At 71.1% G+C, this 22156-nt stretch carries 21 protein-coding genes and 1 tRNA gene; 5 read left to right on the top strand and 17 right to left on the bottom strand.

Translation table 11 applies throughout. From position 1 onward, the window contains the following. Both PSH03_RS23840 and PSH03_RS23835 read right to left on the bottom strand, forming a co-directional pair. Nucleotides 1-1095 (bottom strand): serine/threonine-protein kinase (locus PSH03_RS23840; RefSeq protein ID WP_238690462.1); only part of this gene is annotated, 1095 nt, incomplete at its 3' end. A 185-nt stretch (nucleotides 1096-1280) separates the two neighbouring features. Beyond that, complete coding sequence (locus tag PSH03_RS23835; RefSeq protein ID WP_308194395.1) at nucleotides 1281-2048, bottom strand: enoyl-CoA hydratase/isomerase family protein; 768 nt, start codon at nucleotides 2046-2048, stop codon at nucleotides 1281-1283. 233 nt (nucleotides 2049-2281) lie between these two features. Here PSH03_RS23835 and PSH03_RS23830 point away from each other — a divergent pair, with 233 nt between their 5' ends. Then, on the top strand, nucleotides 2282-2833 hold the full coding sequence (locus PSH03_RS23830) for a hypothetical protein (protein WP_238690461.1): 552 nt from the start codon (nucleotides 2282-2284) through the stop codon (nucleotides 2831-2833). On the opposite strand, the gene PSH03_RS23825 is transcribed toward PSH03_RS23830, so the two are convergent. The 5 genes from PSH03_RS23825 to PSH03_RS23805 all read right to left on the bottom strand — a co-directional run bounded on the left by PSH03_RS23825 (nucleotide 2821) and on the right by PSH03_RS23805 (nucleotide 5336). Further along, nucleotides 2821-3465, bottom strand: coding sequence for a histidine phosphatase family protein (locus PSH03_RS23825; RefSeq protein WP_238690460.1), 645 nt, complete (start codon nucleotides 3463-3465; stop codon nucleotides 2821-2823). The two genes, PSH03_RS23830 and PSH03_RS23825, sit on opposite strands and share 13 nt — an antisense overlap. Nucleotides 3466-3530: 65 nt before the next feature. After that, nucleotides 3531-4202, bottom strand: a complete 672-nt coding sequence (locus tag PSH03_RS23820; protein WP_210780870.1) for a DUF998 domain-containing protein — start codon at nucleotides 4200-4202, stop codon at nucleotides 3531-3533. Between the two features lie 10 nt (nucleotides 4203-4212). Next, nucleotides 4213-4632, bottom strand: a complete 420-nt coding sequence (locus PSH03_RS23815; protein WP_210780869.1) for a VOC family protein — start codon at nucleotides 4630-4632, stop codon at nucleotides 4213-4215. A gap of 35 nt (nucleotides 4633-4667) precedes the next feature. Next, on the bottom strand, nucleotides 4668-5069 hold the full coding sequence (locus PSH03_RS23810; protein ID WP_210780868.1) for a helix-turn-helix domain-containing protein: 402 nt from the start codon (nucleotides 5067-5069) through the stop codon (nucleotides 4668-4670). Between the two features lie 190 nt (nucleotides 5070-5259). Continuing rightward, nucleotides 5260-5336, bottom strand: a tRNA-Thr gene (locus PSH03_RS23805). Nucleotides 5337-5676: 340 nt separating this feature from the next. Between PSH03_RS23805 and PSH03_RS23800 the strand changes: the two genes are divergently transcribed. Then, nucleotides 5677-6768: an ABC transporter ATP-binding protein gene (locus PSH03_RS23800; protein WP_210780867.1), complete on the top strand. Its 1092-nt coding sequence runs from the start codon at nucleotides 5677-5679 to the stop codon at nucleotides 6766-6768. A 143-nt stretch (nucleotides 6769-6911) separates the two neighbouring features. On the opposite strand, the gene rlmB is transcribed toward PSH03_RS23800, so the two are convergent. Together rlmB and cysS are read right to left on the bottom strand one after the other, a co-directional pair. Further along, the gene (rlmB, locus tag PSH03_RS23795; RefSeq protein ID WP_196920053.1) at nucleotides 6912-8045 is read right to left on the bottom strand and encodes a 23S rRNA (guanosine(2251)-2'-O)-methyltransferase RlmB; all 1134 of its coding nucleotides are present in this window, start codon (nucleotides 8043-8045) and stop codon (nucleotides 6912-6914) included. Then, nucleotides 8045-9460, bottom strand: a complete 1416-nt coding sequence (gene cysS / locus PSH03_RS23790; RefSeq protein WP_238690459.1) for a cysteine--tRNA ligase — start codon at nucleotides 9458-9460, stop codon at nucleotides 8045-8047. The genes rlmB and cysS overlap by 1 nt, the downstream gene beginning before the upstream one ends. A 63-nt stretch (nucleotides 9461-9523) precedes the next feature. Between cysS and PSH03_RS23785 the strand changes: the two genes are divergently transcribed. Continuing rightward, entirely contained in the window at nucleotides 9524-10210 is a 687-nt protein-coding gene (locus PSH03_RS23785; protein ID WP_210780864.1) for an IclR family transcriptional regulator, read from the top strand. A gap of 294 nt (nucleotides 10211-10504) precedes the next feature. On the opposite strand, the gene PSH03_RS23780 is transcribed toward PSH03_RS23785, so the two are convergent. After that, nucleotides 10505-10696, bottom strand: a complete 192-nt coding sequence (locus tag PSH03_RS23780) for a hypothetical protein (RefSeq protein WP_238690458.1) — start codon at nucleotides 10694-10696, stop codon at nucleotides 10505-10507. Nucleotides 10697-11107: 411 nt separating this feature from the next. On the opposite strand from PSH03_RS23780, the gene PSH03_RS23775 reads away from it, so the two are divergent. Beyond that, nucleotides 11108-11470: an endonuclease domain-containing protein gene (locus tag PSH03_RS23775; RefSeq protein ID WP_238690457.1), complete on the top strand. Its 363-nt coding sequence runs from the start codon at nucleotides 11108-11110 to the stop codon at nucleotides 11468-11470. A 199-nt stretch (nucleotides 11471-11669) separates the two neighbouring features. Here PSH03_RS23775 and PSH03_RS23770 read toward each other — a convergent pair whose 3' ends face one another. Both PSH03_RS23770 and PSH03_RS23765 read right to left on the bottom strand, forming a co-directional pair. Further along, entirely contained in the window at nucleotides 11670-13364 is a 1695-nt protein-coding gene (locus PSH03_RS23770; protein ID WP_238690467.1) for a S8 family serine peptidase, read from the bottom strand. 175 nt (nucleotides 13365-13539) lie between these two features. Beyond that, on the bottom strand, nucleotides 13540-14505 hold the full coding sequence (locus PSH03_RS23765; RefSeq protein ID WP_210780862.1) for an EamA family transporter: 966 nt from the start codon (nucleotides 14503-14505) through the stop codon (nucleotides 13540-13542). An 86-nt stretch (nucleotides 14506-14591) separates the two neighbouring features. On the opposite strand from PSH03_RS23765, the gene PSH03_RS23760 reads away from it, so the two are divergent. Beyond that, on the top strand, nucleotides 14592-15137 hold the full coding sequence (locus PSH03_RS23760; RefSeq protein WP_238690456.1) for a CGNR zinc finger domain-containing protein: 546 nt from the start codon (nucleotides 14592-14594) through the stop codon (nucleotides 15135-15137). Here the strand turns inward: PSH03_RS23760 and PSH03_RS23755 are convergent. The 5 genes from PSH03_RS23755 to PSH03_RS23735 all read right to left on the bottom strand — a co-directional run bounded on the left by PSH03_RS23755 (nucleotide 15104) and on the right by PSH03_RS23735 (nucleotide 22006). After that, entirely contained in the window at nucleotides 15104-15703 is a 600-nt protein-coding gene (locus PSH03_RS23755; protein ID WP_210780860.1) for a GNAT family N-acetyltransferase, read from the bottom strand. The genes PSH03_RS23760 and PSH03_RS23755 overlap by 34 nt on opposite strands. A gap of 98 nt (nucleotides 15704-15801) precedes the next feature. Further along, complete coding sequence (locus PSH03_RS23750) at nucleotides 15802-15984, bottom strand: DUF397 domain-containing protein (RefSeq protein WP_238690455.1); 183 nt, start codon at nucleotides 15982-15984, stop codon at nucleotides 15802-15804. Beyond that, nucleotides 15975-16787, bottom strand: coding sequence for a helix-turn-helix domain-containing protein (locus PSH03_RS23745; RefSeq protein WP_238690454.1), 813 nt, complete (start codon nucleotides 16785-16787; stop codon nucleotides 15975-15977). Before PSH03_RS23745 ends, PSH03_RS23750 begins: the two co-directional genes overlap by 10 nt. Nucleotides 16788-17582: 795 nt before the next feature. Continuing rightward, nucleotides 17583-18992 carry a class II fumarate hydratase gene (locus tag PSH03_RS23740; protein WP_210780858.1) on the bottom strand — a complete coding sequence of 470 codons (1410 nt, stop codon included), beginning with the start codon at nucleotides 18990-18992 and terminating at the stop codon, nucleotides 17583-17585. Between the two features lie 35 nt (nucleotides 18993-19027). Further along, entirely contained in the window at nucleotides 19028-22006 is a 2979-nt protein-coding gene (locus tag PSH03_RS23735; protein ID WP_238690453.1) for an AfsR/SARP family transcriptional regulator, read from the bottom strand. Nucleotides 22007-22156 lie beyond the last annotated feature (150 nt).

Below are 22156 nucleotides of genomic sequence, written 5' to 3'. Positions count from 1 at the left end.
CGCCACCGCGGCGATCACGGCTCCGCCGACCGTCAGGATGGCTCGCCCCCGACGCCACGGCCCGCGCCTCATCCGCGCCACCGAATCGCCGGTCGGCTCGGTGCCGGCCTCCTCGGTGCCGGCCTCCTCGGTGCCGGCCTCCTCGGTGCCGGCCTCCTCGGTGCCGGCCTCCTCGGTGCCGGCCTCCTCGGTACCGGCCGGCTTGGGGCCAGTCGGCTCGGGGCCGGCGTGCTCGGCGACGTTTGCCGCCGAGGCAGCGGCACCGGCAGCCGCCTCGGGGGCGGCCCCGCTGGCGACGGCGAGCAATATGCGGGCCGCGTCGGCGGCCGACGGCCGGTCGGCGGGGTCGCCGGCCAGGCACCAGCGGTAGAGCCGGTGCACCTCGGGCGGTATACCGTCGATCGGGGGCAGCGGGTCCGGTTCGACGTGCGTGTGCGCGCGGAGCATCCCGGTCTGCGCCTCGGCGGGCCACGGCAACCGGCCGGTGAGCACCCGGTACAGCAGCAGGCCGAGGGCGTACACGTCGCTGGCGGGCAGCACCTCGCCGGCCTGCAGCCGTTCCGGCGCCAGGTACGCCGGCGTGCCCAGCAGCCGCCCCTCGAAGTCGATCTCTGGCGCGCCGGCGGCTGCCGCGATGCCAAAGTCGAGCACCTTCGCGCCGGACGGCGTGAGCATCACGTTGCTCGGCTTGATGTCGCGGTGCACCAACCCCTGCCCGTGCGCGACGGTGAGGGCCGAGGCCACCTCGGCGCACACCCGCAGACCGGCGCGCGGCGGCAACGGCCCGGCCACCAACCGGTGTTCGAGGGTGTGACCGCCGAGCAACTCCATCACCACGAACGGGACCTGGGCTCCGTCCAGCGCCGACTCGCCGTAGTCGTAGACGCTTGTGACGTGGGGATGCGACAACCGAGCCGCGGCCTTGGCCTCGCCTCGGATCCGCTGTCGGGCGTTGGTGTCCGAGGCGACGAGCACCTTCACCGCCACGTCCCGCTCGAGCACCTCGTCGTACGCCCGATACACCTCCGACATGCCGCCACTGCCGAGGCGCTCCAGGAGCCGGTAGCGGCCCGCGAGCAACTGATCACGCTGCACGACGGACAGCCTGCCGTACCGGCCTGAGAACCGGATACCCGGGATCGAAATCTCGCAATGAGTGGGACCGGCTTCAGCTAGCGTCCGCTCAGATCCGGGTGGTCCCGCAGCAATGCCTCGCCCCCGGCGGGCTTCTCGGAGCAGCAGCCTGACGAACCAACCGCCGGCGGTGCGACCAGACGCGGTCAGTGTTCGGTCGGTGGCCGCCAGGCGAAGCGGGGCTGTCGGCGTTCGGTCATCGCCGCTACCCCCTCCCTGGCCTCGCCGGTCGTCGTCACCTTCCGGTGCCACCAGGCGATCCGTGCGGGCTCGGCCCGCTCGTCGATGATCTCCTTCGCGGCGGCGATGCTCAGCGGCGAACGCTGGGCGATGGTCGCGGTCAGCTCGTCCACCCGTACGGCGAGCCGGTCGGCCGGCAACACCTCGTCGACCAGGCCGATCCGCAGGGCGCGCTCGGCGTCGATCAGCTCGGCGGTGAACAGCAGATGCTTGGCGGCGGACGGGCCGATCAGCCGGGCCAGCCGGCGCGTCGTCGGTGCCGGATAGACCAGCCCGAGCCGGGCCGGCGGTACGCCGAACCGGGCGTCGTCGGCGGCGATCCGCAGATCGCAGGCGACAGCGAGCTGAGCCCCACCGCCGACGCAGGCACCCCGGATGGCCGCGACGGTCGGCTTGGCGAACCGGGCCAGCCGTTCCTCGGCGGCCACCGCGATGCTGGCGTCACCGGCGTCCAACAGCTCGGCCAGGTCACCGAGGTCGGCGCCCGCGCAGAAGGCGTCGCCGGCACCGGTGAGCACCAACGCCCGTACGTCGGGGTCGGGCTCCAGCCGGTCGAGCAGTTCGGGGAGCTGACGCCACATGGCGGCGGTCATCGCGTTACGCCGAGCCGGGTTGTGCATCACCACGGTGGCGACCGGCCCGGCCACCTCGACCGTCAACTCCGCGTCCGACACGTCCGCTCCTTCCCGCGCCCCCGAGGGGCGACGCCGCCAATCTGGTCGCCGACGTCGCGCGTCGGGTGCGGCGACCCTAGCGAAGACGATCAGTCCGGCCCGGCGCAGGCGCACTGCTGGAGCAATCTTGGACAGTTTTCGTTAGCGCAGAGGGTCCAAGATTGCCAGAACGGCGCGGACCGCTTCCGGTCGGATGGGGGGAACCATCGGTTGGGGTCGCGCGTCCGACGGAGATGAGACTCGCATCGACGACCGCCGTCACGGTCGCGTTCCTGGCCGCGCTTCTGACCGGTTGCACCAGCGTCGACCGAGCCCCCACCACCACCCCGACCCAGCCGTCGGCCACCACCGCTACCGGCCCGGCCGCCCCGGCCACCGGCACCTCGCAGCCGACGACCGCCCCCACTGTCAGCGCCGGGGCCAGCGGTGTGGCCCCCCGAGTGACGTTACGAATCTCCGGTGGCTTCGCCGGGCGCGGGGACTCCATCGTCGTCGAGCCGGATGGCCAGTGGACCGTGACGGACCGGGCCGGCAGCCGGAGCCTCGGCCGGCTCACCCCTGCCGATCAGGGCATCCTGGCGGGGCTGGCCGCCGACCCCCGGCTCGCCACCGAGGCGCGGCGGCCGACCACCGCGACCAACTGCTCGGACGCGATGAACTATCGCCTCACCGTGGCCAGCAACGACACCGGGTACGCCGACTGCCCGGCCGACGGCACCCCGCCGCCGGCCACCCAGGCGGTGGTCAAGCTGCTTCTGCGGACCACCGGCACTCACACCAGATAGTCCGAGGGCAGGCCAGTGCCCCGCAGCTCCGGCGGTAGGTGGGCCACGTCGTTGACGGCGACCAGATTCGCCGGGCCGGCCGCGCTGTACCGGATGACTGTCAGCCCCGCGTTGTGCGTGTTCAAGCCCAGCCACCGCCACTCCGGCGCGTCGAGGGCGTGCCGCACCAGCCAGGCGATCAGGAAGCTGTGCGTCACGACCAGCTCGCGGACCGGTTCGCCGCCGGCGGGCCCCTCGGCGACCGGGCCGGCGAACCGCCGCACCGCGTCCGCCGTCACCCGCGGCCCGTCGACCCGCTCGGCCGCCGAGAACTGCGTCAGGAATTCGGCGTACGCGGGCGGCAGGCCAGCCGGATCCGTGTCGTGTGGGAGGTGGTCGCCGGCCAGCTCCGTCTCGTACACCGGAACGTCGGGCAGCGACTTGGCGACCAGCTCGGCGGTCTGCGCGGCCCGGCGCAGCGGCCCGTGGTGGACGGCGGCGAACCGCCGGGCCCGCAGGCGTTCGCCCAGCAGGGTGGCCTGCCGCCGGCCGCGCTCCGACAGGCCGGTATCCGGTTCGCCTGCCTCCGATCCACTCGGCTCGGAGAGATCCTGCTCGGCGTGTCGGGTCAGGTACAGCAACCGGGTCACCATGCCCCACCTCAACACACCGGGAGGTACGAGTTCGACCCGTACCTCCCGGTCCTGCGGCCGTCGGCTCAGTCGGCCCGACCGGACGCCGCCCGCGCGAAGGTGACCGACACCCACAGCCAGCCGGCCGTCACCGCCAGGCCGAACGCCACCATCACGGCCGGTGCCGGCCGGACGATCAGCGTCACCCAGGCCGCCGCGAAGAACATCCCGGTCACCAGGCTGTACGCGGCTCGACCGCGCGCCCCCTGCCGTGCGGCCCGACGGGCTGCCACCACTGTCGCCACGATCAGCGACACGAAGGCGACCGCCGCCACCAGGAAGTGCAGGCCCCCGTGCCAACTGATCTCACCGGCGCCCCGAGGCGTACCGGCCGGGAACCCGTCGGCCGGGTCGGCGCTGAAGATCGCCGCCCCGACCAGGCCCAGGCCGTACAGCGCGAGCAGTCGGGGCAGCCGGACCGATCCGCCGCCTTCGCTGGTACGGCGGCGCAGCGCTTGGGCGGCCAGCACGCAGAGCACCCCGGTGGCCAGGAACGTGACGATCTGGATCCAACCCAGCTCTCCGGTGCTCAAGACGCTGACCGGGTGGCGACGGAAGTCGAAGCCATCCCGGGTAGCCGCCTGCGCGATCGCCGAGCCGACGAAGATCGGACCGGCGAACACCCCGCCGATCAACAGCATGCGGTCCCGACCGACGGCGGTCGGTCGTACCACGGGAAACGCCGCGGCCTGGCTCATCGCCCGCCCCCTACGCCCCGGGGAACATCTGGCCGATGCGGATCCGGTTGCCGAACGGGTCCCGGATGCCGAAGTCGATCCCGTACGGGCGCTCGGTCGGCTCGTCGGTGATCTCGACGCCCTTCGCCACCAGATCCTCGTGCGTCTTGCGGGCGTCGTCAGTGGTCATGAAGAGGTACCCGCCGAGGGCACCCTTGGTGAGCAGCTCCCGGACCTGCTCGGCGGTGGCCGGGTCCAGCGCCGGCGGGCCGGGCTTCTCCAACAGGATCTCGCGCTCCGGGTCGCCGGGCAGGTTGACAGTGAGCCACCGCATGAAGCCGAGGTCCTGGTCGGTGTTGACCTCCATGCCGAGCTTGTTGACGTAGAAGTCAAGCGCGGCGTCCTGGTCGAGGACGTAGATCTGGGAGCGGCTGATCGCGTTCATCGTCATGCCCATGACGCTAGAGGTAGGCCGTGACCTGCGGCTTATCCAAAACTGCTGGGTCGGGTCCAGGCTTTGGTGAAGCACGACGGCACGTTGGCCGGCGCCAAGCGCTGACGCCGGAAATCCGAGGGCGACTCCCCGACGATCTGCCGGAACGTCCGACTGAACGTGCCCAGGCTACCGAAGCCGACGGCGTAGCAGATGTCCGTCACGTCCCGGTTGGTCTCCACCAGCAGCGACATCGCCCGCTCCACCCGACGGCGTTGCAGATAGCGGTGCGGGGTCTCACCGAAGGTGGCCCGGAAGGTACGGATGAAGTGCGCCTGCGAGACGTGCGCGATCCGGGCCAACGCGGGAATGTCCAGAGGCTCGGCGTACGCCCGGTCCATCGCGTCCCGGGCGCGCAGCATCGCCCGGTTCGACTCCTCCACCGCCCGACTCATCTGCCCCCGTCCCGCTCCGCGCTGCTCCGGCCCCAGGTTAGCGCCGGAAACTGCGTCGTCCGGTCGGGTGGCGCGCCGCTCAATCCGGAGCAGCCGCGGTGGCTGTTTGCTGCCGCGACCAGCTCACCGCGGACGTCGGGGACGGCGCGGCAGAGGCAGAGCGGTGCCGCTCGGATAGGTCTGATGTAATTGGAGCCCCCGGCCGGGATCGAACCGGCGACATCTCGCTTACAAGGCGAGTGCTCTGGCCAGCTGAGCTACAGGGGCGCGTGCGTCGAGGTCAGCATAGCGACTGACGTCCGGTAATCCCGATCGCGATGCCTCCCGAGCACGGGAATCGTCAACAACCCGACGCAGACTCGTTTGACACCGCGTCGATTGATGTCTGACCGTGCCCGAGTGACCGGAATGCGTAGCCCGCCTGGTGGGCTGGGCGGCCCCCGCCTTGGCAGCACGGGTAAACGCGTTTACGGTTCACTGACACGGACGACGACCGGGCGCCCCCGCGACCGCGCCGCCGTCCGCTGAACCGGCACGGACACGTGCCGGTTGCTCCTTCACTCGGATCGTCCGGCACGTTCCTGCCGGTGAAAGGAAGCGCTTCACCATGGCTACTGTCACCTATTCCAAGGCGTCCCGGGTCTACCCGGGCCAAGAGCGTCCCGCCGTCAACGAGCTGGACCTCGAGATCGGCGACGGGGAGTTCCTCGTCCTGGTCGGCCCCTCCGGTTGCGGTAAGTCCACCAGCCTGCGGATGCTCGCCGGCCTGGAGGACGTGGACGCCGGTTCGATCTACATCGACCAGCGTGACGTCACCCACCTTCCCCCGAAGGCCCGCGACATCGCGATGGTCTTCCAGAACTACGCCCTCTACCCGCACATGACGGTGTACGAGAACATGGCGTTCGCCCTCAAGCTGCGCAAGACCTCCAAGTCGGAGATCGACCGGCGGGTCAAGGAGGCGGCCGGGCTGCTCCAGCTGGAGGAGTACCTCAGCCGTAAGCCGAAGGCGCTCTCCGGTGGTCAGCGTCAGCGTGTCGCAATGGGTCGGGCGATCGTCCGCGAGCCGCAGGTCTTCCTCATGGACGAGCCGCTGTCGAACCTCGACGCCAAGCTCCGCGTGCAGACCCGTACCCAGATCGCGTCCCTGCAGGCCAAGCTGGGCGTCACCACGGTCTACGTCACGCACGACCAGGTCGAGGCCATGACCATGGGTCACCGGGTCGCGGTGCTGCTCGACGGTGTCCTGCAGCAGGTGGACACCCCGCGGGCGCTCTACGACACCCCGGCCAACGTGTTCGTCGCCGGCTTCATGGGCTCGCCCGCCATGAACATCAAGACCGTTCCGCTGAACGAGCGGGGCGCCGAGTTCGCCGAGCTGCAGATCCCGCTGACCCGCGAGCAGGTCGAGGCGGCCCGCGCCGAGGGTGGCGACGGCAAGGTCACCGTGGGCTTCCGCCCGGAGGACTGCGAGCTGGTCAGCCCGACCGAGGGCGGCATGCCGGTCGTGGTCGAGCTGGTCGAGGACCTCGGCTCCGACGCCAACGTCTACGGCCACGCCGCGCTGGGTGGCAACTCGGAGCGCTTCGTCGTCCGCACCGACCGGCGCAACATGCCGAACATGGGTGACACCGTGTTCGTCAGGCCGGTTGCCGGTCGCAGCCACGTCTTCCACGCCTCCACCGGCGGCCGGATCTGACGTAACGCCGTACCGACAGGGGCGGTCCGCTTCGGCGGGCCGCCCCTTCGTCGTACCGAAACTGGCTTCTCACCCTGCCTGGGCACCTGACGACGAAGGCCCCCTCCCGCGCTCGGCGGGAGGGGGCCTTCGTTCGACGTGCGCTACAGCTCGACGGAGCGCCGGCGGGCGACCTCGGCCAGGGCGACCGCCGCCGCCACGCTGGCGTTGAGCGACTCGACCTCGGAGATCATCGGGATGCTGACGGTCAGGTCGCAGGTCTCCCCGACCAGGCGGGAAAGACCGCGCCCCTCGGAACCGACCACCACCACCAGCGGACCGACAGCGGCCTCCAGGTTGTAGAGGTCGGTGTCGCCGTCGGCATCCAGGCCGACGACCATGAAGCCGGCGTCGCGGCACGCCTTCAGCGACCGGGTCAGGTTGGTCACCTGTGCGACCGGCACCCGCGCGGCCGCGCCGGCACTGGTCCGCCAGGCGGTCGCGGTGATCCCGGCGGCACGACGCTCGGGTACGAAGACACCCTGCGCACCGAACGCGGCAGCCGACCGGATCACGGCGCCCAGGTTGCGCGGGTCGGTGACACCGTCCAGCGCGACCAGCAGCGGGGCCTGCTGCTCCAGGGCAGCGGCGACCATGTCCTCGAACGGCTGGTACGCGAAGGGCGGCACCTGCAAGCCGACGCCCTGGTGCAGCACCCCGCCGGTCATCCGGTCCAACTCGGCGCGGCTGATCTCCAGGTTGGCGATGCCCCGGTCGGCGGCGGTCCGGATGATCTCGTTGATCCGGTCGTCCATGTCGATGCCCTGGGCCGTGTAGAGCGCCGTCGCCGGCACGTTGGCGCGCAACGCCTCCAGCACCGGGTTACGCCCGACAAGCAGCTCCGGGGTGTCCTTGGACGGGTTGGACTTACGCCCCGGCGTGACCCGGGGGCCGGACCGGCCGGTGGGCTTGCCGCCCCGTCCGCCGGTGGCGGCACCCCGGCCGACCGGTACGCCCCGACCGCCACCCCGGCCCCAGGTGGTGTCCTTGCTGCCGGGCTGACCGATCTTGGGGGCGCGCCCCTCCTCGGCCGCGGCGCGGCGCTCCTTGTCCTGCTTCCAGGCGGTGCGCTGGGGCAGCTTCTCGGTGCCCGAGTAGCCCTTGTGCCACGGCCGCTCGTCCGCGGGCAGGGTGCGACCCCGCCCGGCCAACGAGTCCTTGTTCTTGCCGCCGGTGCCCTTGGGGGCGCCTGCCTTCGACGTCAGTCGCCGGCCACGGCGCTGCGAGTTGCCGGCCATCAGTCCTGCTCTCCAATAGTCCAACGGGGGCCCTGGGGGGTGTCCTCGACCACCACGCCGGCCAGCTTGAGCTGGTCACGCACGGCGTCCGCGGCGGTCCAGTCCTTGCGGCCCCGCGCCTGCGCGCGCTGCTCCAGGGCCAGCGCGATCAGGGAGTCCACCACGGCACGAAGGTCGTCCGATCGGCCGCCACCGGTCCAGGCCGGGTCGAGGGGGTCGATCCCGAGAATATCCAGCATTGCCCGCACCACGGCCAGCGTGGTGCGGACGGTCACATCATCGCCGACGCTCAGCGCGGTGTTGCCGTCCCGAATGTGCTGTTGCAGCACGGCCAGCGCGGCGGACGTGTTGAGGTCGTCGTCCATCGCCGCGACGAACCCGGTGGGCAGCTCACCGAGCTGCCCGGCGCCGACCCGCTCGGCGGCCCGCTGCACGAAACCCTCGATCCGCCGGTACGCGGTGGCCGCGTCGCGCAGCGAATCCTCCGAGTAGTCGATCACCGAGCGGTAGTGCGCGGCGGCGTAGTAGTAACGCAGCTCCACCGGCCGCACTCCGAGCGAGTCCACGTACGCCAGGCCCAGCGCGTTGCCGGCGGACTTGCCCATCTTGGCTCCGCCGATGCTCAGCAGGCCGTGGTGCACCCAGTAGCGGGCGAACGGCAACCCGGCCGCCTGGGACTGGGCGATCTCGTTCTCGTGGTGCGGGAACGTCAGATCCAGGCCACCGCCGTGGATGTCGAACTCCGGGCCGAGATAGCGCCAGCACATCGCCGAGCACTCGATGTGCCAGCCCGGACGGCCCAGCCCCCACGGCGAAGGCCAGTAGGCGTCCGCCGGCTCGTCCGGTTTGGCACCCTTCCACAGCGCGAAGTCGCGCGGATCCCGCTTGCCCCGGTCCGGGGCGTCCCCGGCGGACTGCATGGCGTCCGGAGACTGGCCCGACAGCGACCCGTACGCCGGCCAGGACGCCACGTCGAAGTAGACGTCGCCGGAGCCGTCACTCGCCGGGTACGCGTGCCCGTCGGCGATCAACTTCGTGATCAGCTCATGCATCTCGGGGATGTGCCCGGTGGCGCGCGGCTCGTAGCTGGGCGCCAGCACGTTCAACGACCGGTACGACTCGGCGAGCAGCAACTCGTTGGCGTACGCGATCGACCAGAACGGACGACCCTGCTCGCCCGCCTTGACCAGGATCTTGTCGTCGATGTCGGTCAGATTGCGAATGAAGGTGACCTCGTAGCCGGCGGCCAACAGCCAACGACGCAGGACGTCATAGTTGACGCCGGAGCGAAGGTGACCGATGTGCGGCGGGGCCTGAAGGGTGAGACCACACAGGTAGACCCCCACCTTGCCGGCTTCCCGCGGGACGAAGTCCCGCACCGATCGGGTGGCGGTGTCATACAGGCGTAGCGTCACCGTACAAGGGTAGCTGTCCGTGCCTGTCCGGGTCCGCCGGTGCCGGGTCGTACGCTGCCAGGCGTGGATGCGACCGCACGCTCCGGTGGCTCCGGTGACCCGCCAGCCAAGCCCACCACCCCCGCCGAGACGTCGCAGACGCTGGACCGGGGGTTGCGGCTGCTGCACCTGGTCGCCGACGCCTCTGGCGGTCTGACCGTCACCGAGGCCGCGAATCGGCTCGGCGTCGGCCGGGCCGCCGTCTACCGACTGGTCAGTGCGCTGACCGGGCACGGCATGCTGCGTCGGGACGGAGACGGTCGGCTGCGCCTCGGTGCCGGGTTGCTGCACCTGGCCCGGCGGGCCCAGCCGCTGCTCGCCGAGGGTGCGCTGCCCGCGCTACGCCGCCTCGCCGAGCAGGCCGGCGCGACCGCACACCTGACCGTCGTCGAAGGTGGCGAGGGCGTCGCCCTGGCCGTGGTCGAGCCGAGCTGGACGTCGTTCCACGTCGCCTACCGGTCCGGGGCACGGCATCCACTGGACCGGGGCGCGGCCGGCCGGGCGATCCTGGCCGGTCGGGCCGGGGCGGCCGAGCCGGTGAGTAGCAGCGGGGAGTTGCAGGCCGGGGCGTACGGGGTGGCGGCACCGGTGCTCGGCGTACCCGGCCTGGAGGCCAGCGTCGGCGTGGTCGCGCTCGCCCCGCTGGACGTCGACACCATCGGCCCCCAGGTGCTGGCCGCCGCCCGAGCCATCTCCACCGCCCTCAGCTGACCCCGACCGCCGCGCCCCACCTCCCGCCCCGCCTCGCGCCCCATAGCACGATCGGCCGGCGGATTCATGGTTGTCCACAGGTCCGGCGGCATGCGCGGGCCGGGTTGTCCACAGGGGTTCCGGTGGCCAGTCGGTGGTCGGCAGGCTGCCGGCATGCCCCCACGTCCGCATCGCCCCGATGCCCTGGCCTGGCAGGTCTTCCGCGGCTCCGACGCTGTCCGGGACGGCCTGCTCACCGAACATCAGTTGCGCAACTCCGCCTGGGTGCGGTTGCGCCACGACATCTACGCCGACTCACGGCTGGGCCATGATCACGGCCTCGCGTGTCGCGCCGCCCTCCTTCGGCTCCCACCCGGCGTGGTGGTCGGCGGCCCGTCGGCCGCCTACCTGCACGGCGTCCAGCACGCCGCGAGCTTTACCGACGATGTGCACGTCCTCGTGCCGCGACCGCTGCGGATCGGCCCACAGCGCGGCCTCCGCGTACACGTCAACGCCATCACCCCGCTCCGACCGCCGGACGCAGGCCGACAGTCGAGCGCTGGAAGTCCACGTGCTGCAACGCGACCTACTGGAGTGGGCCGCCCACCTGCCGGCGGAATGTCCCAACGCCCAGCACGGCACCCGGCCGCGGTGTCCGTCGGAGCGGCGGGCATGGTGGTGGCCGGTCGAGATGATCGGTGGGCGGCGGCCGTCCCGCCCAGGTCCAGTGGGCAAGACCTCCCAATCCCCCGATCCGACCCCGGACGGGCCGCCTGGGAGACGGCCGTCTGGCTCGAACCGGTCCGGGCGGTAGCCATCGTCGATTCGCTGCTCGGGCAGGGGCTGGTCGATCGCGAGACCCTGGCTGCCGTGGCTGCCCGCAATGCTGACCGGCCGGGTGCGCGACGAGCGCGCTGGGTGTTCGATCTGGCCGACGGCGGAGCCGAGTCTCCGCCGGAGTCACACCTACGCGTGCGGTTGGTGCTGGGTGGGCTGCCCTGCCCAGCGGTTCACCATCCGGTACGCCTGCCCACCGGCGTTGTTCTGCACCCCGATCTGGCCTGGCCGCAATATCGGGTGGCGGTGGAGTACGACGGGAAGTGGCACCTCGACGTAGAGCAGCTGCACCGCGACCGCCGCCGGCTGAATCAGCTGGTCGGCGCGGGTTGGCTGGTACTGCACGTGACCAGCCGCCGGCTGCACGGCGAGTTCCCGGCGGTGCTTCGAGAGGTACGCGAGGCGCTGGTCAGCCGCGGCTTGCGACAGGGATCGTCCAGATGACCAGGATCAACTCGGGTTCCTGGAAACCGCGCCATCGTTCAGGCACCAACACGGGGCATTCAAGGAAATCGAGTCGATCATGACTGGCGCCGGGCGACGGCCGGTGACGACATGCCTGGACGAGCCGAGGCCCGGTCGACGACAGGTCGACCGGGCCCCGGAGAACGGTGGCGGTTGGGCCACCGCAATGCGATGTGCGTTACGGGCGGGCGTTCGGCTTGAGCGGGGTCTTCACCGCCGCGTAGGCGTCGACGATCCCGTAGCCGTAGAAGCCGTTGAAGTTGACCCCACCGGCGCAGTACGCGTCGTAGGTCTCGTCCCGGCCCTCGTTGCGGTACTGCTGGAGGCGCGGCTCCGGGCACGCGTGCTCGGCGGCCGTGCGGTAGAGGTGCTGCTCAACCTGGTCCGGCGACATCCCGAAGCCAGTCCGACCCTGCGGCTTGCCGTGCCGGCTGACGATCAGCGCGGCGACACCGGCGGCGTGCGGGGACGCCATCGAAGTGCCCTGGAGGTACGTGTAGTAGCCGCACTCACCGTTGGCCTTGCACTGCTTGAAGACCGAGTTCTCGAAGCCGGGGACGATGTTGCCGTCGGCATCGACCGATTCTTCCTCCTGAAGCACGTGCTTCGGGTACGTGGAAAGGATCATGTTGGCGTCGGTACGGAAGGTGTCGGTGCCGAAGCCGTCCCGGAACCAGCCTCCCGGCGCGGCGACCGAGATCTGCTCGGTGCCGTAGTTGGAGAAGTCCGACTTCTTGCCGGACGGGCCAACCGACGACACGCCGATCACGTGCGGGCCCTCGGTGGGGAGGTCCCAGCAGCTCTCGTTGTCGATCGGTCGGGGGTACGGGTCGGCACCGTAGTCGGGGCTGCTGACGTCGGTGCGCGGTGCACCCAGGTCCTCGTTGTTGTTGCCGAGCGCACCGACGAGGGTCACGCCCTTGTTGTGCGCGAAGACCAGCGCCCGCTTCATCGCCTTGATGATGGCCCGCTGCTCGGCCTGGTCCTCGGGGGAGTCGGCCGGGTTGGCGGTGCAGTTGTAGAGCCACGGGTCGACATAGAACGACATGTTGACCACGTCGATCCCGGACCGGCCGGCGTGGACCAGGGCGTTGACGACCGGGTCGAGGAAGAAGTAGCCGGAGTCCTGGCCACCCTTGAGTTCGACCAGCGAGACGTTCGGGGCGACGCCGGAGAGACCGAAGCCGTTGGCTGCGGCGCCGATGGTGCCGGCCACGTGGGTGCCGTGCCCGCCGTCGTCGGTGCCGACCGGGTCGAGGCAGCTCGGCACCTCGCAGGGGCCGTCCACATCGACCAGGTCCGGCGCGAAGTTGCGCGACAGCGACCAGTTGAAGTTCGGCGCGATGTCCGGGTTGCTGGCGTCGACGCCGGTGTCCAGTACGCCGACGGTCACCCGACGGTCGCCCGGCTCGATCTTGCGGGCCTTGTCGGCCCGGATCATCTCCAGGCCCCAGAGCTTGTCATCGAGCGGATCGAGCTTGGCACCCTTCTTCGCAGCACCGGCAGCACCGGCACGAGCACCGGCGGCGGCCAGCAGGTGCTCCTGCTCGACCCGGTCCAGCTTCGGCTTGCGACCGATGGCCTTCTGCTCGGCGGCGCCGATCAGCGTCGGGGCCGCGGTCGCCCTGGCCGCGAAGTCGGCCCGATCGCTGCTGACCTGGAACATGCCGACCTCATCGGACCGGGACACCACAGTGCCGCCGGCTGCCCGGATCGCGGCGACAGCCGTGTCGGTGGCGACGCCATCCTCGGCGACGACGGTGAAGGTCCGGGAGTTGCTCGGCCCGGCGTTGGCCGGCACACCCAACCCCGTAGCCGTAAGTGCCAGCACAGCCGCGGTCGCGACCGTACGGGCGGTGAAGCGCTTGCTCAGCACATCGGATCCTCTCGTTGAGGGACGTGGCAGTCATCACACAACAACGATCCGGATTACGCCAGTTGAGCGCCCGTTATGGCCGTGAATCCCGCCAGTTCGAGCCGCACCCCGGCCGCGCACAGACACCCCGCACAGACACACGCCGCGCAGACACACGCACGACCGCCAACCCTCACCGACCGTCAAGGGCCAGCTCGGGCTCGGGCATGGCCGGCGCGGGCGTTGCGGGCGACCCGCGCAGCTCGTCGAGGCGTACCAGGGCGACGCCCGCGACGATCAGCGCACCGCCGAACAACTGCCAGCCGGTGGGCAGCTCGTTCAGGAACAGCCAGGCGATCAGCACCGCGAAGAGCACCTCGGTCAGCCCGACGAACGACGACAGGCGGGGCCCGAGGATCCGGGTGCCGGCGATGCCGGTGAGGTACGCGATGACGGCGGCCACCAGCGACAGCCCGGCGATGGGCACCAACCAGCTGGTGGGCTGCCCGGCGAAGGTGACCTCACCGAAGGTGGCGTGCAGCGGCAGCAGGCCGGTGAGCCCGATGAGGAGCAGCACGGCGGCACCGACGGCCATTCCACCGCTGGCCATGGCGACCGAGGGCAGCCGGGGGTCGACCCGGCCGGCGAGCACGAAGTATCCGGCCAGGCCGAACGCCGCGCCCAGCCCCCAGAGCACGCCCACCGGGTGGAAGTCGGCGGTGCCGGCGAGGTCGAGCACGAACGCCAACCCGGCCAGCGCGGCCACCGACCCGGCGACGGTGAGCCGGCGGGGCGGCTGCCCGTGCCGCAGCCACATCCAGACCACGACGAGGATGATGCCCAGGTATTCCAGCAGCAGCGCGACACCGACGGGCAGGTAGCGCACGGCGTTGAAGAAGCACACCTGGGCCAGCGCCACCCCGAGGAGCCCGAACAGCCCGATGGCGGTGGCGTTGCCTCGCAGCACGTCCCATTTGCCTCGCAGCGACAGCAGGGCGGGGATCGCCAGCACCAGGGCGGCCACGCCGACGCGGGCGATCACCGCGGACTCGGCTGACCAGCCGGCCTCGATGAGCGACCGCGCGAAGGTGCCGGAGGTGGCGAAGGTGACTGCGGAGAGCAGCGCAAGTCCGACGCCGGCAGCAGGTCGTGAGTGCATGTCGCGCTCCTCGCAATGGGCACCGTGTCATGAGCAAACTATCCTTGTACTGATGACGCTAGGCGGAAGCCATGACAGGAGTCAAGTTGCTATTCGCTCATGACACCGAGTGTTCGCTGATCGCCGCCGCGGCGCTGGTCAACACCGCAGGTCGAGACGGTGAGTTGCTGCCCGACATCGCTGCGCTGGACGCGTTCTACGTCCGCCACTCCTACAGCGGCCGGCACGAGCACACCGAGGCCGAGCTGCGCGCCGTACGGGAGCTGCGGCCCCAACTGCGCCGCATCTGGTACGCCGAACCACCCGAGATCGTCGCGGTGGTAAACGGCCTGCTGCTGGAACACAAGGCGCTGCCCCAGCTCATCGAGCACGACGACGAGCCGTACCACCTGCACGCCGTTCCCCGCGACGCGCCGCTGGCCACCCGGATCGCGGTCGAGGCCGCCATGGCGATGGCCGACCTCGTCCGTACCGGCGAGCTGAGCCGACTGCGGATCTGCGAATACCCGGACTGCGACAACGTCGTCGTCGACCTGTCCCGCAACCGGTCCCGGCGGTTCTGCGAGGCCGGCTGCGGCAACCGTGCCGCGGTGACCGCCTACCGCGCCCGCCGGGCCGCCGGCCGCTCCTGAGCGACGCTCGCCCACTCCTCGGCCCGCACCTCGTACTCCACCTCGCCCTGCTCGGTGCCCGGAATCGGGTCGTCCCACTGGAGGTGGAAGGTCCGCACGTAGTGCAGCCCGGCCTTCACCATCACCCGCCGGGACCGCTCGTTGACAGTCATCGTCTCGGCCCAGACCCGACGCACCCCGACGGTGTCGAAGGCGTACCGGACCAGCGCCCGCGACCCCTCGGTCGCCAGCCCGCGCCCCCACGTCGAGCGGCGCAGCCGATAGCCCAACTCGGCCTCGGTGCCGTCCGCCGACGGGTCCAGCGCGAACCAGCCCAGGAACTCGCCGGACTCCCGATCGTGCGCCGCCCACCGACCCAGCCCGGGATACCTGTCGTACTGGCCCAGCAGCCTCGGCAACTGCTCGTCACGCACGGTGGCCAGCGGGGTGGCGACGCCCCCGGTGAGGAAACGCATCACCTCGGGGTCGCTGTCCAACTCGACCAGCGCGTCCACGTCGGCCATCGTCAGTCGCCGCAACCGCAGCCGCTCGGTCCCCGCCGGCACACCCGCGCCATCGTCACCCATGGCCCGGATCATCCGCGCCGCCGAAGACCCCGTCGAGCCGTTTACCAGGGCTGGGTGCACCGAAAACCCCGACCGCCGTCGCGGGCGAGGCGGTCGGGTCAGCGCGGAGGCGCGCCCACGAAGAGCCGCCAGGAGTACGCGTCGACAACGAGCACGGGCCCGTCCGAGTCCTTGCTGTCTCGCACCCCGACCACCTCCCCAAGATTCGTCGCCACCTCGACGCAGTTGGCGTCCTGGTTGCTGCGGCTGCTCTTGCGCCATTGAGCACCGGTCAACTCCACGACTCGGCCACCTCGTTCATCAACTCGATTGACGCCTGCGGGGGCAGAGCTTCGCCCAGGGTAGCCTCCCAAACCCGCTGCAACCGCAACAGATCCTTCGGCTGGTCCAGTTCCTGGCCGCGGACCTGACAGTCCAGGTAGGCCACCTCCGTGCCGTCGGGCAGGGCTGCGAGCGCGAACTGCCCGCCGAGCCCCGGATACTCCTCGGCCGATCGCGGCACCACGTGCAGCCGGACCCGAGGATGCCCGGTGGCGATGCCGGCCAGGTGCAGCGTCTGGTCACGCATCACCTTCCGCCCGCCCACCCGTCGCCGCAGCACCGCCTCGTCCAGCACCGCCACGATCTGCGGTGCACGTTCGCTGTGCAACACATCCTGACGCTCCATCCGGGCGGCCAGTCGCCGGTCGACCTCTTCTGGGGCGAGCAGGCCTCCCGCCTCGAAGACCGCCCGCGCGTAGGCCTCCGTCTGGAACAGTCCGGGCACGTAGCGAGGCTCATACCACCGGAGTGTGCGCGCCTGCTCGAAGATCGCCTGCCAGCCGCGTAGCCAGGGCTGCGCCCGGTCCAGGCTGACCAGTTCGGTGGACATCCGACCGAAGAGGCCGCCGGTGTCCAGGGCGCGGTCGACGAGTTCCAGGTACTTGGCGGTGGGCGGCTGCTGCCCCAGCTCGACGGCGCTGACCATCGACGCCGAGTAGTTGACCGCCTTGGCCAGCTCGTCCTGACTCCAGCCGCGCCGAGCCCGCGCCCGCCGCAGCTCCGCAATCAGGAACGCCGCCGCCGTCATCTGTCCATCGGCCATACCGTGCCCGCCCTCCACCCCGCCGACGATCATCTCCAGCCGGCCGCCAGCGACGCTGCCACCCAGAACAGGGCGACTATGACGACGCGGCCAAACCCTTCCGACCGTAGTCGCCTGATCACCAGACTGTGAAGCGCGGCACCGCTCCCCGTCCCCCGGGATCTGCCGGCGCCGCACGGGACCGCCCGCTCCCCCGTGCCGGGCGGTCCCACCTCCCAGCCAGCCCGGCGGGAGTGCACCCCCGGAACAGCGGAGGTGATGCCACAAACGAGTCAGCTCCAAAGCATCCGCCCAAGACATCCTCCGACCACGCCCACCACCCCGACCCGAGACGCCCACCCCGACCCGGAACACGCCAGCCTCCCCGGACGACCGAGGCGCTGCCGGCAGCGACCTCCGCCACCGCCAGGGAGAGACCCGAGGCAAGGTCGTGCTCGATCGTGGAAACAGTCAGGCCCTGACCTGCGGAAGCCGTTACATCCAGGACAACGCCGCCGCGTTGGGCGGAACCGCTGCGACCTGACTCTGCTCCGCGATCTTGCATTCTCTGCCCCGACGCAAGGGGCATATCCACCCATGTCGACAGCAGAAACTGCAAGATCGGCGCGGTCCAGGATCGAGCGCGATCTTGGCGCGGGTCGGCGCAGCGCCCTGGCCGTGCCCGGTCGCCCGACTCACCCCGCACGACGGCCCCTACCCCGCCGCGCTCTTCGCCCGCTTCCTCGGTTGGCTAGACCACGGCACCTACCCTGACCAGGGCAGGCTGCGGCAGGGTGGGGCCGGGCAGGACGGGGGTCAGGGGTGGGTCATCCGGAGCAGGTCCAACGTCTCGTCCAGCTGGGTCTCGGTGAGCTTGCCGGAGTCGACGTGGCCCCGGGAGATGACCACCTCGCGGATCGAGGTCTGCTTGGCCAGCGCCTCCTTGGCGATCGACGCGGCCTCGTCGTACCCCAGGTAGCGGTTGAGTGGGGTGACGATCGACGGTGAGCCCTCGGCGTACGCCAGGCAGACCTCGGCGTCCGCGACCAGGCCGACCACCAGCCGGTCGGCGAAGAGCCGGCTCACCGCGGAGAGCAGCCGGATCGACTCCAGCAGGTTGCGGCCCATCACCGGGAGCATCACGTTCAGCTCGAAGTCGCCCTGGGAGCCGGCGAAGCCGACGGTCGCGTCGTTGCCGATCACCTGGGCGCAGACCTGCCGCATCGCCTCGGCGACCACAGGGTTGACCTTGCCCGGCATGATCGACGAGCCGGGCTGGAGGTCCGGGATGCGCAGCTCGCGCAGGCCGGCGCGAGGGCCGGAGCCCATCCAGCGGATGTCGTTGGCGATTTTGTAGAGGCCGATCGCCACGGTTCGCAGCTGCCCGGAGGTCTCCACCAGCGCGTCCCGCGCGCCCTGCGCCTCGAAGTGGTTACGCGCCTCGCTCAGCGGCAACCCGGTCGACTCGCGCAGCTTCTCGATCACGGCGGCGGCGAAGCCGAGCGGGGTGTTGATCCCGGTGCCGACGGCGGTGCCGCCCAGCGGCAGCTCGGCCAGTCGGGGCAGCGCGCCCTCCAGCCGTTCGACCCCGTAGCGGACCTGGGCGGCGTACCCGCCGAACTCCTGGCCGAGGGTCACCGGGGTGGCGTCCATCAGGTGGGTACGCCCGGCCTTGACCACCGTCTCGAACTCGGCGGCCTTGGCCTCCAACGCCGACGCCAGGTGGGCCAGCGACGGCAGCAGGTCTTCGACGATGAACTGGGTGGCCGCCAGATGAATCGAGGACGGGAAGACGTCGTTGCTCGACTGGGAGGCGTTGACGTGGTCGTTCGGGTGCACCGGCGAGCCAAGCTCCCGGCTGGCCAGGGTCGCGATCACCTCGTTGGTGTTCATGTTCGACGAGGTGCCGGAGCCGGTCTGGAACACGTCCACCGGGAACTGGTCGTCGTAACCACCGTCGGCAACGTGCGCGGCGGCGGCGGCTATCGCGGCGGCCACGTTGGCGTCGATCACGCCCAGCTCGCCGTTGACCTCGGCCGCCGCGCCCTTGATCTGGGCGAGGGCCTTGATCTGGGCCGGTTCGAGGCCCCGGCCGGAAATCGGGAAGTTCTGCACCGCGCGCTGGGTCTGCGCCCGCCACAGCGCCTCGGCGGGCACCTCCACCTCGCCCATCGAGTCGCGTTCGATGCGGTAACCGGTCGCCTCTGGAGTCGTCACGCGTACCATCCTGCCGCGCCCGTGGCCGACTCGCAGATGATCCGTCAGCCCAACTCGGTGAGCAGCCGTTCCACCTCGTGCTGGTCCGGCGACTCGATCTGCCGGAACAGGGCCAGCGCCCGGGTCAGGTGCGCCCGCGCCGCCGCCGGATCGGTCGCCAGCAAACAGCGGGCGATGCCCTCCAGCGCCCGACCCTGCTCGTGTAGGGAACCCAGCCCGGTGGCGTCGACGAGCACCCGACGATGCAGGTCGAGCGCGCTGCTCACATCCCCCTGATCCAGGATGGCTCGGGCCAGCAGGTTGCGCGAGCCGCACTGGCCGATGCGATCTCCCGCCTCGGTCATCGCGACCAGCGCCGCACGGTGCAGGTCAGCGGCCTCTTCCGGACGGCCGGCCTCCCGTTCCATCATCCCGATCTCGTTGAGCACCTCACCCTCACCGAACCGGGCGCCCATCTGGCGCTTGAAGCGCAGCGCCACCCGCAGCAACCGTGCGGCCGGCACCACGTCGCCCATCCGATGCCGGACCATCCCGAGGTGCCCGAGGGCATTGCCGAGCCGCCGTGTGTCGCCGACCTCGCGGGCGATCCCCAGGTGCCGCCGAGCGGTGCGCAGCGCCTCGTCGTGCCGTCCCCAGAGCAGCAGGGTGATCGTCAGGTTGTTGAGTTCGTTCGCCAGCGCCGTCGTGTCCCGCATCCGCGTCGCCAGCGCCCGAGCAGCGTCGTAGGACTCGCGAGCCCGGCGGAACTGAAAGTTGGCCGCGTACGCGGTGCCCAGGTTGCCCAGGGTGTTGCGGTATTCGTAGCGCAGACCCAGGCGGCGGAAGATGTCGAGTGATCTCTCCATCACCCGGATCGCCGTGGGGAAATCACCCAGCCGGTAATGGGCCGAGGCGAGATAGTTGAGCATCATCCCCACCGCCCTGTCGTCACCCAACTCCTCGGCGGCGCGCAGGCCGATGGTGTGTGTCTCAATCAGTTCATCCAGTCGACCGCCCTCGAACTGCGCGTGCCAGCAGGCCCTCGCCAACTGCCAGCAGTAGCGGAGAAACCCCTCGGTCTCCGCCAACCGGACCAGGGCTGTCCATGCGGCCAGGTTCTCGTCGAGCCAGGCCCGACCCTGTTCGGCGACGAGCATGACCAGGTCAGGACGGAGCGGCTCCCCCACCACGATCAGCGAGCGGAGCGCGGAGAGTTCCCTCTCGCGGGCGATCGCCGTGGCGACGTGCAGGTGGTGATCGAGCAGACGCTCGATGCCGCCCCGTCGCTCGACCGTCCGCTCCGGCTCGGCCACCAGCGTCCGCGCGTACTCCCGGACCAGGTCGTGCAACCGGTACCGGCCCGCCTCCGCCTCCTCCACCAGGTGCGCGTCGACCAACTCGTCCAGCAGGTCCTGGGCCTCGGGTAGGGACAGCTCGGCCAGTACTGCGGTGACCGAGTTGTCGAACCGTACTCCCGGGTGCAGGCCCAGCAACCGGAACGCACGCTGCGCGACCGGGGACACCTGGGCGTACGACAGGGCGAAGGCCCGACCGACCGACCGCTCCCCCGCTTCGAACTCGGCCAACGGATCCGGCCGGCTGCTCAGCCGCTCGGCCAGGTCGGCGATGCGCCAACGGGTTCGGTGCGCCAGTCGGGCACCGGCCAGCCGGATGGCCAGCGGCAGGTGTCCGCAGCGTCGGACGACCTCGGTGGCCGCCTCCGGCTCCGCCGCCACCCGGGCCACGCCGACGACCTGCCCGAGCAACTCGACCGCCTCGTCGCTGTCGAGCACGGGCAGCGACGAGGGCCGCCCCTCGTCCACCCCGACCAGCCGGCGGCGGCTGGTGATCAGGATCAGGCAGTGCGAGCCGTTGGGCAGCAGCGGTGTCACCTGGTCGGCGGTCGCCGCGTTGTCGAGCACCAGCAGGGCCCGTCGACCGGCAAGCTCGCTACGCCAGAGCGCCAACCGGTCGTCCTGGCTCGTCGGCACCCTCTCGGCGGGCACACCGAGCTGCCGCAGGAGCGTGGCGACCGCCGCGGCCGGCGTCAACGGGGTGCGCTCACTGTGCCCGTGCAGGTCGATGTAGAGCTGGGCGTCCGGGTAGTCGTCCGCGAGAGCGGTGGCGAGATGCACCGCGAGGGTGGTCTTGCCGCTGCCCGCCATGCCGTCGATGAGCTGGATCCGGGCCCCGGCCTCCACCTCCTTGACCAGGCGGGCCAGCGTCTGCTGCCGGCCGGTGAAGTCGCCGATCGCCCGGGGCAGCGAGCGGACCGGAGCGATCGGCCGCGCTTCCCGACCGGCCAGGGCCAGGTCACCGGCGAGCACCCGCTGGTGCAGCTCCTGCAACTCGGCGCCCGGCTCGATGCCCAGCTCGTCGGCGTAGGTCCGCCGGCCCTCCCGGTAGACCGCGAGCGCGTCGGCCTGCCGTCCGACCGAGGACAGTGCCAGCATCAGTTGTCCGCGCAGCCGCTCCCGCACCGGGTGCTGGTCGACGCTTTCGGCGAGTTCGCCGATCAGCTCGGCGGCCCGCCCGAGGCGCAGCTCGACGTCGACGCACTCCTCCAGGGCGGTGAGACGCTGCTCGTCGAGTGCCTGTGCCCGGCGGCGGACGCTCCGGCTCGGGATTCCACCCAGCGCCGGCCCGCGCCACAACGCCAGGGCGGCGCGGAATTCGGCACGCGCGTCGACCAGGCGACCGGCCGTGGCGGCGGCTCGCGCAGCCTCCACGCCCCGGCTGAAGACCTCGGCGTCCAGGTCGGTCGGTGCGGTACGCAGCCCGTACCCCGCCGGGTCGGTGACGATGAGGTCCGGTGCCAGCTCGAGTTCGGTGAACCGGCGACGCAGCCGCGACACGCAGGTCTGCAACTGCGCCCGGGCGGTGGCCGGCGGGCGGTCCTCCCACACCGCGTCGACCAGTTCGTCGAGCGGCACGAGCCGGCCGGCCCGCAACAAGAGCATGGCGAGCACGATCCGGTCGCGCCCGGCGGTGACAGTGGACTCGCCACCGCCCACCCGCAGGGGCCCCAGGATCCCGAACCGCATCTGCTCTCCCGCATCAGTGGTGCAACTTCCAGCAGAGTAGTCCGGCGGTAACAGACCGCCTCGGCCAGGCGATAGTGATCTGAGAGCGGATCGACAGCGGTGCGCAGCACACTCATTGCGAGTTGTCGGTGACGGCATCCGACGGGGGCG

The sequence above is a fragment of the Micromonospora salmantinae genome (genome assembly GCF_022230905.1).
GTDB classification, from domain to species: Bacteria; Actinomycetota; Actinomycetes; order Mycobacteriales; family Micromonosporaceae; genus Micromonospora; species Micromonospora salmantinae.
This window is presented reverse-complemented; position numbering and strand designations above follow the sequence as displayed.